Annotated in this window: 12 protein-coding genes; 5 read left to right on the top strand and 7 right to left on the bottom strand. The window is 66.0% G+C overall.

Going from position 1 to position 15,130, the window contains the following annotated elements; genetic code table 11:
- Positions 1-19: 19 nt before the first annotated feature.
- Positions 20-379: a hypothetical protein gene (locus tag DNK89_RS03995; protein ID WP_110958982.1), complete on the bottom strand. Its 360-nt coding sequence runs from the start codon at positions 377-379 to the stop codon at positions 20-22.
- Between the two features lie 391 nt (positions 380-770).
- Here DNK89_RS03995 and DNK89_RS03990 point away from each other — a divergent pair, with 391 nt between their 5' ends.
- The 3 genes from DNK89_RS03990 (at position 771) to DNK89_RS03980 (ending at position 5,398) form a co-directional block, all read left to right on the top strand.
- Positions 771-1,700, top strand: a complete 930-nt coding sequence (locus DNK89_RS03990; protein WP_203422184.1) for an adenylate/guanylate cyclase domain-containing protein — start codon at positions 771-773, stop codon at positions 1,698-1,700.
- Between the two features lie 114 nt (positions 1,701-1,814).
- Positions 1,815-4,367 carry a penicillin acylase family protein gene (locus tag DNK89_RS03985; RefSeq protein WP_110958981.1) on the top strand — a complete coding sequence of 851 codons (2,553 nt, stop codon included), beginning with the start codon at positions 1,815-1,817 and terminating at the stop codon, positions 4,365-4,367.
- A 17-nt stretch (positions 4,368-4,384) separates the two neighbouring features.
- On the top strand, positions 4,385-5,398 hold the full coding sequence (locus DNK89_RS03980) for an asparaginase (protein WP_110958980.1): 1,014 nt from the start codon (positions 4,385-4,387) through the stop codon (positions 5,396-5,398).
- A 97-nt stretch (positions 5,399-5,495) separates the two neighbouring features.
- Here DNK89_RS03980 and DNK89_RS03975 read toward each other — a convergent pair whose 3' ends face one another.
- Positions 5,496-6,113, bottom strand: a complete 618-nt coding sequence (locus DNK89_RS03975) for a hypothetical protein (protein WP_110958979.1) — start codon at positions 6,111-6,113, stop codon at positions 5,496-5,498.
- Between the two features lie 202 nt (positions 6,114-6,315).
- On the opposite strand from DNK89_RS03975, the gene DNK89_RS03970 reads away from it, so the two are divergent.
- Positions 6,316-7,044, top strand: a complete 729-nt coding sequence (locus DNK89_RS03970) for a hypothetical protein (RefSeq protein WP_110958978.1) — start codon at positions 6,316-6,318, stop codon at positions 7,042-7,044.
- 36 nt (positions 7,045-7,080) lie between these two features.
- Here the strand turns inward: DNK89_RS03970 and DNK89_RS03965 are convergent, their stop codons facing one another.
- From DNK89_RS03965 to DNK89_RS03945, 5 genes are all read right to left on the bottom strand, one after another.
- Positions 7,081-8,355: an acyl-CoA dehydrogenase family protein gene (locus tag DNK89_RS03965; protein ID WP_015013745.1), complete on the bottom strand. Its 1,275-nt coding sequence runs from the start codon at positions 8,353-8,355 to the stop codon at positions 7,081-7,083.
- A 53-nt stretch (positions 8,356-8,408) separates the two neighbouring features.
- Positions 8,409-9,494 (bottom strand): phosphotransferase, encoded by a 1,086-nt coding sequence (locus DNK89_RS03960; RefSeq protein WP_110958977.1) that lies wholly within the window; start codon positions 9,492-9,494, stop codon positions 8,409-8,411.
- A 44-nt stretch (positions 9,495-9,538) separates the two neighbouring features.
- The gene (locus DNK89_RS03955; protein ID WP_015013747.1) at positions 9,539-10,258 is read right to left on the bottom strand and encodes a Crp/Fnr family transcriptional regulator; all 720 of its coding nucleotides are present in this window, start codon (positions 10,256-10,258) and stop codon (positions 9,539-9,541) included.
- 227 nt (positions 10,259-10,485) lie between these two features.
- Entirely contained in the window at positions 10,486-11,265 is a 780-nt protein-coding gene (locus DNK89_RS03950) for an oxepin-CoA hydrolase, alternative type (RefSeq protein ID WP_110958976.1), read from the bottom strand.
- Positions 11,266-11,301: 36 nt separating this feature from the next.
- Positions 11,302-12,825, bottom strand: a complete 1,524-nt coding sequence (locus tag DNK89_RS03945) for a 3-hydroxyacyl-CoA dehydrogenase (RefSeq protein WP_110958975.1) — start codon at positions 12,823-12,825, stop codon at positions 11,302-11,304.
- Positions 12,826-12,991: 166 nt separating this feature from the next.
- Between DNK89_RS03945 and DNK89_RS03940 the strand changes: the two genes are divergently transcribed.
- On the top strand, positions 12,992-15,121 hold the full coding sequence (locus tag DNK89_RS03940; protein ID WP_370220861.1) for a hypothetical protein: 2,130 nt from the start codon (positions 12,992-12,994) through the stop codon (positions 15,119-15,121).
- The last annotated feature ends 9 nt before the right edge of the window (positions 15,122-15,130 follow it).

The raw sequence follows: 15,130 nt of genomic DNA, 5'->3' as shown, positions 1-15,130 counted from the left end.
GGACCGCAATTTCAGAATGTCAGAGGTGCGCGCGGGGTGTGTGCGGCATTTGCGGCACCCGCAGCGACAGGGGCAACTGTCCCTGGAACATCGGTGTGATCCGGTCCAGCACCGTTTGCGCGATGGCCTCGCCGCGCAGCAGGGTGAGTGTGTCGAGCAAATCGCTGCGCAGGTACCACAGCGCTTCAATATCGCCCGCGTAGCGCAGGCGCATGTTCATGCGCGCCACTTCGCACCCGGTCAGCCCCATCAGGCTGTGCAGCATGGCACGCCGCACCTCTTCCAGACCCTGGTCGCGCACCCACGCCGTCGAAGACGGCTTGTCACGGCCCAGCAGGTCGTGCAGGTTGTTGCGGAGATTGGGCTTGTTCCAGCGCATGTGCGGAGGGAAGTGCGGTTTTTGTAACAGGGTCGATCAAAGTAAGCGGGACTCAGGATTGACGCAAGGGTGGTGCTCCTGTTTTTGCATAAAGACAACACGATGCCTCGGTTTGTTGCGAACTTTTACGCATTCCGCACGAATGTTCGCGGGGTCCAAGTGTGGCTGGGGCGCCCGAGCCGTTGTGCAGCCTAAGGCGATGGTGGGAGCGCAGGAAGGTGGCCGCTCCGGCACCCTCATGGAGCGCCTCCGAACCGATGGCCGGGCCATGACGGCAGGCCTCTCTGGCCTGCAAAGACCTTGGCAAAGGATTGTTGACGCTTTGTTAGGTGCGTCTTCGTTGAGCTTGCACTAAACTGATTCACATGATGTTACTAATCGGCCATCGTTCATGAGTGTGTTGTCGACGGTGGTCTTCGCAGACATCTCGGGCAGCACCTCGTTGTATGAAACGCTGGGCAACGAGCGTGCCACCGAGGCAGTGACCCAGGTCACGCAGTGGATCAGTGACACCATCGAGGCGCATGCGGGCCGCGTCGTCAAAAAGCTGGGCGACGGGGTGCTGTGCGTGTTTGGTGACGCGGCCAGTGCCGTCACCGCCACCACCCACATGCTGCGCCAGCACCAGACGCGTCTGGACCGGTGGCCGCAGCCGTTGCGCATGGACATCCGTGTGGGGGTGGCCAGTGGCGAGGTGGTGGATGTGGACGGCGACTGCTATGGCGATGCCGTCAATGTGGCCTCCCGCCTGTGTGAGCGCGCGGGCCCGGCTGAAATCTGGGCCACCGAGACAGCGGTGCTGCTGGCAGGGGCGGCGGCCGATGTGTGGTACCGCAAGCTCGGCCTGATGGAGATCCGTGGCAAGGCCGAGTTGCAGATGCTTTACCAGGTGGAATGGCGCGAGAACGAAGAGCCTGACTCACTCACCATGCAGGCGGCGCTGGTCAGCAGTTTTGCGCCGGCCGATTCCATCCTGGGGCAGATCCAGTTTTCCTGGCATGGCGTGGACATGTCGTTCACCTCGTCGGACGCGCCCGTGCATGTGGGGCGTGCCACCCATGCCCAGCTGTGCATCAACGACCCCCGCGTCTCACGACTGCATGCGCGCATCGACTGGCGCAACAGCGGCTTTGTGCTGACCGACATGAGCAGCTTTGGCACCTGGGTGCGGTTTGACGGCAGCGACTCGCCCGTGCGGCTGCGCCGCGATGCCTGCATCCTGCATGGCACGGGGCAGATTGCGCTGGGGGTTCCTTTCACCGAGTCCAGTGCCCCGGTCATGAACTTTCAGGTGTCCGGCACCAGCGTTCATCTGGGCTGAGGCCTTGGGCCGGGGCCGCTGGCTGTTGCTGTGCGGCGGGCTTCTGGTCAGGGTGCAGCCCTTCTCACTTCCCAACCAATACAAACAACCCAGAACAATCAGGAGACACGAGACATGGCGTGGATGAAGCGAACGGCCGTCGGGCTGGTGGCGGCGGCCTTGCTGGCTGGCACGGGGGCTGCCGTGTATGTGCAGCGCAGCTTTGCGACGCTGGATGGCAAGCTGGTGGTCAAGGGCCTGCGCCAGGCCGTGCAGGTGCAGCGCGATGGCGCCGATGTGACCCACATCCGCGCGCAGAGCCCGCAGGATGCCTGGTTTGCCATGGGCTACGTGCACGCGCAGGAGCGCACTTGGCAGCTGGAGTTCAACCGCCGCGTGATGCATGGCGAGCTGTCCGAGGTGTTCGGGCCCGCCACGCTGGAGACCGACAAGCTCATGCGCACGTTGGACATCATGGGCACGGCCAAGCGGCAGTACGCAGGCCTGCCTTTGTATGCCCGGGAGGCCCTGCAGGCATACAGCCAGGGCATCCATGCCTTTCACCAGAACCGCCCCCAGGCGCTGCCGCCTGAGTTCCACATCCTGGGTGTTCAGCCCGGTGGGGCCACAGGCGCGGTGTGGGAGCCCGAGGACAGCGTGGGCTGGGCGTTGATGATGGCGCTGGACCTGGGCGGCAACTGGGGCAACGAGTTTGCGCGCCTGTCCATTGCCAAAACGCTGGACACAGAGCGCCTGTGGCAGCTGATGCCGCCGTACCCGGGCGAGCGCCCCGCAGCCTCGGCCGACCTGGCCGCGTTGTACCGGCAACTGGGGGTGTACCGCGCCACCGATGCCAACGCTTCTGCTGCACCGTCCGCAGCTACAGCGTTGGCCGACCGGGGGACTGCATCTGCCGCGCTGGGCGACGGGCCTTTGTCCCGCCAGATCAGTGCCGGCATGCTGGCCTGGGCCGACGAGCTGACTCGCAATGCGGGCACCAACGAGGGCAAGGGCAGCAACAACTGGGTGCTGGCAGGCACCCGCACCGTGAGTGGCAAACCGCTGCTGGCCAACGACCCGCACCTGGGCCTGTCGGCACCCGCCATCTGGTACTTTGCAGGCCTGCAGGCGCCCGCAGGCCAGGCGTCTGACGGCACCCCCATGGGCGCCATCGACGCGGTGGGCGCCACCTTGCCCGGCATGCCTTTTGTGGTGCTGGGCCGCACGGACAAAGTGGCCTGGGGCTTCACCAACACGGGCCCGGACGTGCAGGACCTGTACCTGGAGCAGATCAACCCCGCCGACGCCTCGCAGTACCGCACGCCCGAGGGCTGGGCGCCCTTCACGGTGCGCAACGAAACCATCCGTGTGAAAGGGCAGGCCGATGTCGCCCTGAAGGTGCGCAGCACGCGGCACGGCCCCGTGTTGAGCGATGCGCAGAAGTCGCATGCCGATGTGCTGGACCTTGGCAAATACGTGCTGGCGCTGCGCTGGAGCGCGCTTGATGCCGACAACCAGACGGTGCTGGCGGGCCTGCAGACCAACCAGGCGAAATCGGTGGACGCGTTGTTCGCGGCCCTCTCGCACTACCACTCGCCGATGCAGAACGTGGTGGCGGCCGATGACCAGGGCAACATCCGCTTCAAGGCCGCAGGCCGAGCGCCCGTGCGAGACCCTGCCAACGATATCCGGGGCGTGGCGCCTTCGCCGGGCTGGGACGCCCGGTACGACTGGAAGGGCTGGCTGCCGTACGACCAGACGCCGGAGGACAACGGCGCCCGGGGCTGGATAGCCACCGCCAACCAGCGTGTGACGGCGCCCGACTATCCCCACTACCTGACCCAAGACTGGGCCTTGCCTTACCGCTACGAACGCATTGCGCAGCTGATCGAGGCGACCGACAAGCACGATGCCACAAGCATGCAGGCCATTCACCGCGATGTGACCTCACTGGCCACGCGCAAGCTGCTGCCCTACCTCCAGCAGGCCAAGTCATCGCACCCGCTGGCAGCGGCTGCGCAAGAGCAGCTCCAAGGCTTTGACGGCGTGATGGATGCAAGCAAGGCGGCGCCCCTGGTGTTTGCCGCGTGGACCGACGAGCTGGCGCGTGGCCTGATCGTGCCGCGCATCGGCGAGGCGCGGTTCACCGCCACCTATGGCAAACGCGACTACCGGGCCGCGCTGGAGGGCATTCTGGAGCGCAACGACTCCTGGTGGTGCCAGCCTTCCTCGTGCGCAGAGCAGTCGGCCGCAGCCCTGGGCCGTGCGCTCGATCGGCTGCAGGCCGCCTACGGCGCCGATCCCGCGCAATGGCGCTGGGGCGCGGCGCACCCGGCACTCAGCGTGCACCGGCCGTTTGGCAATGTGCCTGCGCTGGCACGCTTTTTTGACGTGAGCGAACCATCGCATGGCGATTCCTACACGGTCAATGTGGGGCAGTACAACGCGGGCGAAGCCAAGGGCCCGTTTGTGAACCGACATGCCGCATCGCTGCGCGCGGTATATGACCTGGCCGACCTGGAACAGTCGCGCTTCATCTACCAGACCGGGCAAAGCGGCCTGGTGTTTTCGCCACGTTACCGCGACATGAGCAGCACCTGGGCGCAGACGGGCTACCGCGCGTTACAGCGCCAGCCCGCACGCTGGGCCCATGAGTTGACGCTGGCCCCCGCACCGGCGGAGCAGTAACCACGCTGGAGTTCACCATGGGTTTTGTTCCGCTGATCGAGGTGACCCGGGGCGACCTCGCCGAATGCCAGCACTGGGGCGCCGTGGCGGTGGCCGACCGCAACGGCCGTGTGCTGGCGCAGGCTGGCGACCCGTACACGGTCACGTTCACGCGCTCCACCATCAAGGCATTTCAGGCCCTGCCATTCATGCAGTCCGGCGGCGCCCAGGCGCTGGGCTGGGGCGCGGATGAACTGGCGCTGCTGTGTGCCAGCCACAACGGCGAGGCCATGCATGTCGAGCAGGTCGAGCGCATGCTGGGCAGTGTGGGGCAGAACTACCGCGCCCTGCGCTGCGGCTGCCACCGGCCGCTGTTTGCCGAGCTGGGGCTGGGTTCGCTGCCAGACGGCTTTGTGCCGGACGAACGCCACAACAACTGCAGCGGCAAACACGCAGGTTTTGTCGCCCATTGCGTGCAGCAGGGCTGGCCACTCGACAACCATCTGGACCCTGCGCACCCGTTGCAGCGGGCGATTCGTAACCTCGTGGCGCGGGCCGTGGGACTGGCGCCCGAGCAACTGGCCATGGGCATCGACGGCTGCTCCGCCCCCAACTACGCCATGCCGCTCGCGCACCTGGCGCGGGGCTATGCGCGCCTGGCGGGTGGGGCGCCCGACACGGATCTGGACCAGAGCCTGACCGCACTGGCCGACGCCATGGTGCAACGCCCGGAGCTGGGCTCTGGCACCGGGCGGCATGACCTGGATTTCATGCGGGCAGGGCGGGGGGATTGGGTCTCGAAGACCGGAGCCGACGGGGTGCAGGTGGTGGGCAGCCGCAGCCGTGGCGAGGCCTTTGCCCTCAAGATCATGGACGGCAACATGGTGGCGCAGGTGGCGGCGGCCGTGGAGGTGATGGACCAGTTGGGATGGCTGGATGCAGCCCAGCAGGAGGCCCTGGCGCCTCGCAGAAACGCCGTCATTCGCAATGCCAAGGGGCTGGCGGTGGGCGGCCGCCTGCCCGTCTTTCGCCTGCAGCGCACAACAGCTTGAGCCGGGGTGGCATATGCGTGGCTACTGCCGGAAGTGCCAGCGCATGAGCCCAAGCCGTATTGGGCAAGAATATTGAGCCAAATGGGCCGGTAGCGCACTATTCATATGCGCTGGCTGCTTCGAAAAATGTAGCAAAAGGCTCGGTGTCCGGCAGCACGTAGACCACCCCCGGTGCCCTCCCGAACCAAGGCGCGATGAACTGGTTGTAGAACGCGGCAGGTGCGTTCACGCAGCCGTAGCTGACGCGTTTGTCCCCCGCGCCGGGGCTCGCCAGGCGCTGCAGGCGGCGCTCCGAGGCGCTCACGCTGCGCACCCGGTGCAGGGAGACGGCAGCGTCGTAGTCGATCCACACAATGTCGTCACCCTGCAGGTTGCGGCCGGGCTCGGTCACAAAGCGGCCCGCAGGGGTGGTGCGCTCGTGCGGGCGGATATGGGCCAGGGGCTTGGCCCCGATGCCCGGGGCTGAGCGGTCACCCGCAGCGGCCCCCAGCAGCACGGGCGCGCTGCCGAGCCATTGGGCCTGTGACGAAAATACGTGGATGCGCGCGGCAGGCTTGTCGATCACGGCAAATGGCAAGCCTTGGTGGTCGGCCGTTGCAGTGGACCAGCGCACCAGTTGGCGCACCCGGGCGGAGGCGTCGTCGGGCAGCGCCAGGGCAATCCCCGGCGCGGCGAGCGCCCCAGCCAGGATGATCAGGGCAAGTCTGCGGTCCATGAAGAAGAGTAGCGTGAGGGCTGTTTACTTCGCAGCCATTGACTGCCCCCAAGGCAGTGGCCGCACTTGCCGCTCGCCGCAGTTTATTGCGGTCAGAGTGAACAAGCTCACAGAAGGCGCCAGTCCAGTTTGCTGCAGCGGCCAATGCCCCCAATAATGCCTGCATCCGTGACTCCCGCGAAGCCTGTGGCTTCGAATCGCCATGTTTGACCGTCTTCGCAAAGCGCTGCATCTGCCCGGCGGCCCGAATGCCGCGCGGCCCGTGTCCAACCAGGAGGTGGTGCGTTGGGCGGCCACCCAGCGCCTGGCGGTGGTGCCGCAGGCGGTGGACGGACATTTTGACCTGGGGGGCGATCTGAACGGCCACCCGTGGCGGCTGGAATGTGGCAACCCCACGCGCGACTACGTGCGCGGCCTGGAGTTGCGGGGGCGCGCCGACCTGGGGGTGGACCCGGACGCGGCGGTGATGGTGCTCAACCGCCCCTTGCAGGAGTCGCTGGAGGGCAATGCCTACAACGCCATCACCGACACCTTGCAGACCACAGTCAATGCCAGCCTGCCCGAGGAAATGCGCTGGCTGGCCATGTTTGAAGAGGTGACTTGGCCGGGGCTGCCGGCCTCATTCCGCCAGCACTTTGCGGTGGTGGCCGAGCGCATGGAGACCGCACAGCGCTGGATCCATGCGCCGGTGGTGTCCCAGTTGCTGAACATCGTGGAAGGCGAGGGTAGGGCGGTACGGGCGCAGTCGCCGCTGCTGTTGATGCTGGTGCGCGGCAAGGTGTACCTGCGCATGGAGCACACGCAGCGCAGCCTGACGGAGATCGCCCAGGCCACGCAATTGCTGCTGGCGGCTGCCCAGGGGGCATTGCAGAAGCTGCCGCCGCCTGCGGCCGCAGGCGGGCCGACGGAAGACGCTGAAGACCCGCAGTAGAGCGTCTGCGGGTCCCGTGTCCTGTGCTGTGGAGCGTCAGCTACCGCGTGTGACCGGCACGGCGGCGTCGCGGCCGTAGGTGCCGTACTTGCCCAGCTCCCACTTCGCAATGGCGTTGCGGTGCACTTCGTCCGGGCCGTCGGCAAAGCGCAGGGTGCGCGCACCGGCGTAGGCATAGGCGAGCGGGAAGTCGTCAGACATGCCGCCACCGCCGTGCACCTGCATGGCCCAGTCGATGACCTGGCAGGCCATGCTGGGGGCCACCACCTTGATCATGGCGATCTCTGTCTTGGCGACCTTGTTGCCGGCCACGTCCATCAGCCAGGCGGCCTTCAGGGTGAGTAGGCGGGCCATGTCGATCTTGCAGCGGGCTTCGGCAATGCGCTCTTGCGTCACCGTCTGCTGCGCCACGGTCTTGCCGAAGGCCACGCGCGAGGACGCGCGCTTGCACATCAGCTCCAAAGCACGCTCGGCCAGGCCGATCAGGCGCATGCAGTGGTGGATGCGTCCGGGGCCCAGGCGGCCTTGGGCGATCTCGAAGCCACGGCCTTCGCCCAGCAGGATGTTGGAGACGGGCACACGCACGTTCTCAAAAGTCATCTCGACGTGGCCGTGCGGCGCGTCGTCGTAGCCCAGCACGTTCAGCGGGCGGATGATCTTGATGCCGGGGGTGTCAGCGGGCACCAGCACCATGCTCTGCTGCGAGTGGCGGGGTGCGTCGGGATCAGTCTTGCCCATGGTGATGAACACGGCGCAGCGCGGGTCGGCAGCGCCGGAGATCCACCACTTGCGGCCGTTGATCACGTACTCGTCGCCCTGGCGCTCGATGCGCGTTTCGATGTTGGTGGCGTCGCTCGATGCCACATCGGGCTCGGTCATGGCAAAGGCCGAGCGGATCTTGCCTTCGAGCAGTGGCTTGAGCCAGCGGGCCTTGTTGGCTTCGTCACCGTAGCGGGCAATGGTTTCCATGTTGCCGGTGTCGGGGGCGGAGCAGTTGAACACCTCGCTGGCCCATGGCACGCGGCCCATGATTTCAGCCAGCGGTGCGTATTCCTGGTTGGTGAGACCCGCACCCGAATAGCCCGAGGCTGCAGCGCTGTCGACGGGCAGGAACAGGTTCCACAACCCGGCGGCCTGGGCCTTGGGCTTGAGGTTTTCGATGGTGTTCAACGCACTCCAGCGCTTGCCTGCGGCGGTGTTGGCGGCCAGTTCATCCTTGTAGGCGGACTCGTTCGGATAGATGTGGTCATCCATGAACTGGAGCAGCTTGGCCTGCAGTTCCTTGGTTTTGGGCGAGTAGTCAAAGTCCATGGGTTTCTTCTCCGTTGGTAATCGTGGGGCGGCGCTGAGGTTGTGTCGTGTGTTCAGCCGCGCTGGGCAAACGACCAGGCCAGCTGGGCCATGGGCCGTGCGGTGTCGCCCGAGGCCTTGGCCTGGGCGCTGGAGGCTGTGCCGGCCTCTACCCGCTTGGCAATGCCCTGCAGAATCGCGGCGATGCGGAACATGTTGTAGGCGAGGTAGAAGTTCCAGTCCGCGCGCAAGGCTTCGGGCGTGGCGATGCCGGTGCGCTCGCAGTAGCGGCGGATGTAGGTGTCTTCGTCGGGAATTCCCAGCGCGCTCAGGTCCAGCCCCGCAATGCCACGCCCGAGCGATGCGGGGATGTGCCAGCTCATGCAGTGGTAGCTGAAGTCCGCCAGGGGGTGGCCCAGCGTGGACAGTTCCCAGTCGAGCACGGCAATCACGCGGGGCTCGGTGGGGTGGAACATCAGGTTGTCCAGACGAAAGTCGCCGTGCACGATGGATACGTGGCTCTCATCCCGCGCGCTGGCGGGCATGTTGGCGGGCAGCCATTCCATCAGGCGGTCCATCTCTTCGATGGGTTGCGTGATGGAGGCCACGTACTGCTTGCTCCAGCGCCCGATCTGGCGGTCAAAGTAATTGCCTGGCTTGCCGTAATTGGCCAAGCCACGGTCCGCAAACTTCACGGTGTGCAGCGCTGCGATCACCCGGTTCATCTCGTTGTAGATGTCACCGCGTTCAGCAGGCGTCATGCCCGGCAGGGATTGGTCCCACAGCACGCGGCCTTGCATGCACTCCATCACGTAGAAGGCACGCCCGATCACCGACTCGTCCTCGCACAGCACAAACATGCGGGGCACGGGTACGTCGGTGCCGTACAGGCCGCTCATCACCGCAAACTCGCGCTCGATGGCGTGGGCGGACGGCAGCAGCTTGGCCACGGGCCCGGGCTTGGCGCGCATGACGTAGCTGGCGCCGGGTGTGATGAGCTTGTAGGTGGGGTTGGACTGCCCGCCCTTGAACATCTGCACCGTCAGCGGGCCCGCAAAGCCCTCCATGTTCTTGGAGAGCCATGCGGTCAGCGCTTCGATGTCAAAGGCGTGCTGATCGGAAACAGGGCGGGTGCCGACGAAATGGTCAAAGTTGCTCATGGAGGCGGATTAAAGGTCGTGCAGTCAGTGATGGGGTTGGTGGCTCAGTTGTCGGCTTCTGCGATGCGCATGAGGGCTTCGCGGTCACGCACCACCAGGCCGCCCGGCTCGATGCGGATCGCGTCTTCGCGTTCCATGGCCTTGAGCTCCTGGTTCACGCGTTGGCGTGATGCGCCCAGCAGTTGGGCCAGCTCTTCTTGCGCCAATTGCAGGCTGATGCGCATCTCGCTGCCGTCCGACAGGCTGGGCACCCCATAGCTGCGCACCAGGTGCACCAGCTGCTTGGCCAGGCGTGAGCGCAGGGGCAATGTGTTGAGGTCTTCCACCAGCCCGAACAGCTGGCGAATGCGACGCGCATGCAGGCGCAGCATGGCTTCGTACAGCTCGGTGTGTACGGCCAAAATCTTGCGGAAGTCGGCCTTGGCCACGCACAGGATCGTGGTGTCGCCATGCGCGTAGGCGTCGTGTGTGCGCCGGTCCCCGTCGAAGATCGCCACGTCGCCAAACCAGATGCCCGGCTCCACATACGTCAGCGTGATCTGCTTGCCCGAGATGGAGGTGGAGCTCACCCGCACCGCACCGCGCGCGCAGGCAATCCACTCCTCGGGTGGATCTCCGCGTGCGGCAATGAGGCCGCCGTCCTTGAAGCGTTTGACGTATGCACATCGGAGGATGTCGTGGCGTAGCGAAGGTGAGAGTGATGAAAACCAGCGACCGGAGTTGATCGCTTCACGTTCTTCGATAGTAAGAATCGGGTCGTCCATGGCCTGTCTTTTGGGTGACTAGAAACAGGCCCATTGTCGCGTCAGGGACCTGTGCAATGCGTCAGGGTTGTCACCTGCGTGTCTGCGCGTAAGGGCGCGTTGGCGAGTCACTGCGAGGTCGCAAATACGTGAGGGGGCAACAAAAAACCCCCGGCGCTGGGGTGCAGCGTGCCGGGGGGGTGATGTGCCTGTGCCGGTGGAAATGCCGAGGCGTTTGAGGCTAAACGCTATTCGTAGCGGGGGACGCGCTTTTCCAGGAACGCAGAGATGCCTGCGCCGCCATTGGTGTGGTGCAAGTTCTTCACAAAGTGGTCGCGCTCCTGGCCCAGGTGATGCGTGAGCTGGGCCTGGGGGGCTTCGTTCAGCAGTTCCTTGATGCTGGCCAATGCGTTCGGCGCACGGGCGTTGAGCTGCTCGGCCAGCGCGAGGGCCGCGTCGAGTGCGCTGCCCGCTTCGGCAACGCGGTTGACCAGGCCCATTGCGTGCAGGCGCTCTGCGCCGATGCGGTCGCCACACATGAGGATTTCGGTGGCCAGCTGGCGCGGCAGCGACTGGGCCAGGCTCCAGCTGGCGCCGCCGTCGGGCGACAGGGCCACATTGCTGTAGGCCATCACAAACACGGCATTGCGCGCCGCGACGATGAAGTCGCAGGCCAACGCGAGCGAAAACCCGGCCCCGGCCGCAGCACCTTCCACGGCCGCAATCACCGGCTTGGGGTAGGTGCGGATGGTCTCGATCCAGTTGTGCAGACCTTCGATGCTCTGCGCCTGCACCTCGGGCGGCTGTTGCCGATTGGCCAGCAGCCGCTGCAGGTTGCCGCCCGAACAGAACATGCCGTCCGAGCCGGTGATGACCACGCTGCGGACGTCAGGGCTGCTCTCGGCCACACCCAATGCTTCCACGCCGGCGGCGTACATCACCGGGTCGATGGCGTTGCGCCGCTCGGGGTTGCGGAGGGTCAGGATCAGGATCTGCCCCTGGCTGGTGCTCTGGAGTTCTGCGGGCATGGCGGTCTTCGGTGGAATGGCCGTGGTGCTGGGCGATCAGGCTTCTTCGACGTGGCTCAGGCTCAGGCCGATGGCCCCGCGCCGGCGCAGCCAGGGGCTGGGGCGGTAGCGCGTGTCGCCGTACACGGTCTGCATGTTGAACAGCACCTCCAGGATGTTGGTGGGGCCCCAGCGGTCGCCCATGGCCAGCGGGCCCAGCGGGTACCCCAGACCCAGGGTCACGGCGGTCTCCAGGTCCTTGGGGGTGCAGATGCCTTGCTGGCAGATGTCGCTGGCGATATTGACGATGGTGGCCACCACGCGCTGCGTAACAAAACCGCCGCTGTCACGGATCACGCTAACGGCTTTGCCATCGCGTGCAAACAGCGCATGCGCCGCGTTGCGGATGTCGACGCGTGTGGCGGGGTTGGTGGCCAGCACGCGGCGCTTGGTGGCGGCGTCATCGATCAGCATGTCGATGCCGATGGTGCGGGCCGGGTCCAGACGCTCCACCACCGCCACGGTGGTCACGTCAAAGCCCAGCGGGGCCACCAGCGTGATGGCCTGGGGGGAGGGCGATTGACCGGTTTCGATGGTGGCACCCAGGTCCTTGAGCAAATGGTACAGCTCGGCCCGGCGCGCAGCGCGCGGGGACACCCAGACCGGGAGAATGTCGTTGACGACGGGGACGGGTGCCTCGGCGGGCACCTGGGCCACGCCGTCCACGTAGCGGTAGAAGCCTTCGCCCACCTTCTTGCCCACCACGCCTCCTGCCAGGCGCTGGGCAGTGATCACGCTGGGGCGGAAACGGGGTTCGTCGTAATACTGGCGGTAGATCGACTCCATGACCGGATGCGACACGTCCAGCGCCGTCAGGTCCATCAATTCGAAGGGCCCGAGCTTGAAGCCGACCTGGTCGCGCAGGATACGATCGATGGTGGCGAAGTCGGCCACGCCTTCGCTCACGATGCGCAGGGCCTCCGTGCCAAAGCCGCGCCCGGCGTGGTTCACGATAAAGCCCGGGGTGTCTTGTGCCTGCACCGGGGTGTGGCCCATGGCCTTGGCATAGGCGGCCAGCGCCGTGCAGATGGAAGGATCGGTCTTGAGGCCCGCAATGACCTCCACCACCTTCATCAGCGGAACGGGGTTGAAGAAGTGGAACCCCGCCAGGCGTTCCGGACGCTTGAGGGCTGCGCCGATCGCCGTCACGGACAGGGAGGATGTGTTGGTCGCCAGCACCGCATCGGCGCGCACCACCCCCTCCAGTTCAACGAAAAGGGCCTGTTTGGCATCCAGCCGCTCCACGATGGCCTCCACCACCAGGTCGCAGGCCTCCAGCTCGGCCACCGTTTTGACGGGGTGCAGCCGTGCAGTCAGCGCGGTGGCTTGGTCTGCCTCGATCCGGCCTTTGGCGACCAGTTTGTTCCATTGTTCCTGCAAAGCGGCCCGGGCGGCATCGGCGGCCCCGGGGTTGGCGTCCAGCAGAAAAACCTGGCTGCCGGCTTGGGCAGCAATTTGCGCGATACCCCGGCCCATGGCGCCGGTGCCCACGATGGCGATGTTGGGAAACTGAATTTTCATAGCGGCATTATGGCTCTGGCCTTATCTGGGACTTATGTGCAAGAATCCTTCAGACCGAAAAACAGAATTGATTGTGAAAATCCGTAACACCATTTTTGGGCCGGGATTGTGGGCGCTTGCAGCCGGCGCTTCCGCGCTGTCCCTGGGCAATGGTAGTGGTACGGTGGTGTTGGGCTCCCCGGTCGATCTCTCGTTCGAGTTGCAGCCCGACCCTGGCACCGATGTTGCGTCGTCCTGCGTTACGGCCAAGCTGGTGGCTGGCGACAACGCCATTAGCGACAGCAAAGTGCGCGTGATCCCTTTGCCCGAGGTGCGTGGGCGTCCGTCGGGCGTTCGCGTGTTGGCCTCGGTATCGCTGGATGAGCCTGTGCTGACCGTCACCCTGTCTGCAGGGTGCAATGGCAAGACCACGCGCAGCTACACCTTCCTCTCGGACCTGCCGACCACTGTGACCCGATCTGCTTCCGCGTCGCCCGTGGATGTGACGCGGCTTCCCTCCGCCGCCACCCGCACAGGCGCGGAGTCACAGAGTTCTCCTGCCGTGGGGGGGGGCAGTTCTGCCGCATCTGCAGCAGCAACCGGCATGGCCCAGGCCACCCGGCCCAGCGACAAAGCGGCGGCACCGGCAAGGGCCGTGCGTCCGCAGTCTGCAGACCGCAGCGCGCCAGGGGCTGCAACCGCCCCACGGCCTTCAGCGCGCGTAGGCGCGGCGGCTCCCGGCAAATCAGCGGCAGGTGCTGCACCGGCTGCGCGTTCTCGTCTGGTGGTGGAGCCACTGGACACCTGGCTGGACAGCCCGGTGGCACTGCGCTCCACCGGGCAACTTCCCACCGCGCCGTCCGAGGAGATGTCGGCCCTGCGGGCCCAGGCCGCTGCGTTGTGGAAGTCGCTGAATACCGCGCCCGAAGATCTGCAAAAGGACAGCGAACGGCTCAAGGCCCTGGAAACAGATACAGCCGCGCTGCGTGCACAGGCCGCCAAGGACCGCGCCACGGCCGGTCAGTTGCAGCAGCAGCTGGAGCTGATGGAGCAGGAGCGGTTCCCTGCAACGGTGGTGTATGCCCTCGGAGGCCTCTTGGCCCTGGCGCTGCTGGGTGTGGCATGGATGTGGTCGCGGATGCGCAGCGCGTCGGACAAGGCGGTGCGGTCGTGGCGCGATTCGGTGGCCCTGGGCGCGCGCGCCGAGGCCGCATCGGCCCATGACGAGGCACTGGGCCTTACGCCCCATCCTGGCGACACTTGGCTGCCGTCAGAAACCCAGCCCCACGCTGTCGCAGCCGGCCCCGAGTCCGGTGCAAGCCCCCTGGGTAAAGCCGCCCCGGTGGCGGTGGAGCCACGCTTTGTGGCAACCAGCCCTGCGGCCAGTGCGCCTGCCCCGTTGCAGGCCAAGGCTGCTGCCCCGTCCCCGGCGCCCTCCGTGGCAGCCCACATCGTCAACCCTGAAGAGCTGTTTGACATTCAGCAGCAGGCCGAATTCTTTGTCTCTGTGGGCGAGCACCAACAGGCCATCGAGGTGCTGAAGCACCACATCGCCGAGCACCGCGAGACCTCGCCGCTGGCTTACCTGGAGCTGTTGCGGCTGTATCACACCCTCAGCCGTGTGGACGAGTTTGCGCAGTTGCGCACCCAGTTCATGCAGTTCTTCAACGCACAGGTGCCGGAGTTTGCGGGCTTTCACCGCACAGGCCGCATGCTGTACCACTACACCGACGCGTTGGCCGAGATCGAGGCCGAGTGGACAACGCCTGCGGTGCTGGGCTTGCTGGAGAAATTCTTGTTCCGTCGTTCGGGCGCCGAAGCGGTGGAACCGTTTGATCTGGCGGCCTATGACGATCTGCTGCTGCTCTTGGCGGTGGCGCAGACCACGCCTGCCAGTGCACGGGGTGCGCCGCCACCCCGCAAGCGGACGACTCCGCTGGCACCTCCCCGGTCCGAAACGCTGGTCGCTCCAGCAGGTCCTGCCCCCGCTGTGGCGGCGCTGCACGACGACTTGCCGCTCGATTCGCTGGCCGCCAGCCTGGAGTTCGAATTTGCGATGAAGGCCCAGCAGGAGCCGGCACCTGCGCCCGCTCCGGTTGCTCTCTCCAAGCCCGAAGCGTCTGTGGGCGAGGACTCGCGGGGCATTCCACTGGATCTGGATCTGTCGGATCCTCCCCACCTTACGCTGAGCGATCTGCCTCCGGTGCCCGTAACGTCGCCGCCACCCGCAGGCCAGCCGGTCGGCTTTGGCATGGAGAACGATCTCATGGAGCTCCGCCTTGAGCTGGAGCAGATGAAAAAGCCTGACCGCAAATAGCGAGTCGCT

The organism is Acidovorax sp. ST3 (assembly GCF_003231145.1).
Classification (GTDB): Bacteria; Pseudomonadota; Gammaproteobacteria; order Burkholderiales; family Burkholderiaceae_C; genus Acidovorax.
Note: the sequence above shows the minus strand (reverse complement) of the source record. Positions and strands in the feature narration are given on the sequence as shown.

Bases quoted from the DNA above. Each gene is read 5' to 3' on its own strand.
- DNK89_RS03995 (WP_110958982.1), bottom strand. From the start codon at position 379: ATGCGCTGGAACAAGCCCAATCTCCGCAACAACCTGCACGACCTGCTG.
- DNK89_RS03990 (WP_203422184.1), top strand. From the start codon at position 771: ATGAGTGTGTTGTCGACGGTGGTCTTCGCAGACATCTCGGGCAGCACC.
- DNK89_RS03985 (WP_110958981.1), top strand. From the start codon at position 1,815: ATGGCGTGGATGAAGCGAACGGCCGTCGGGCTGGTGGCGGCGGCCTTG.
- DNK89_RS03980 (WP_110958980.1), top strand. From the start codon at position 4,385: ATGGGTTTTGTTCCGCTGATCGAGGTGACCCGGGGCGACCTCGCCGAA.
- DNK89_RS03975 (WP_110958979.1), bottom strand. From the start codon at position 6,113: ATGGACCGCAGACTTGCCCTGATCATCCTGGCTGGGGCGCTCGCCGCG.
- DNK89_RS03970 (WP_110958978.1), top strand. From the start codon at position 6,316: ATGTTTGACCGTCTTCGCAAAGCGCTGCATCTGCCCGGCGGCCCGAAT.
- DNK89_RS03965 (WP_015013745.1), bottom strand. From the start codon at position 8,355: ATGGACTTTGACTACTCGCCCAAAACCAAGGAACTGCAGGCCAAGCTG.
- DNK89_RS03960 (WP_110958977.1), bottom strand. From the start codon at position 9,494: ATGAGCAACTTTGACCATTTCGTCGGCACCCGCCCTGTTTCCGATCAG.
- DNK89_RS03955 (WP_015013747.1), bottom strand. From the start codon at position 10,258: ATGGACGACCCGATTCTTACTATCGAAGAACGTGAAGCGATCAACTCC.
- DNK89_RS03950 (WP_110958976.1), bottom strand. From the start codon at position 11,265: ATGCCCGCAGAACTCCAGAGCACCAGCCAGGGGCAGATCCTGATCCTG.
- DNK89_RS03945 (WP_110958975.1), bottom strand. From the start codon at position 12,825: ATGAAAATTCAGTTTCCCAACATCGCCATCGTGGGCACCGGCGCCATG.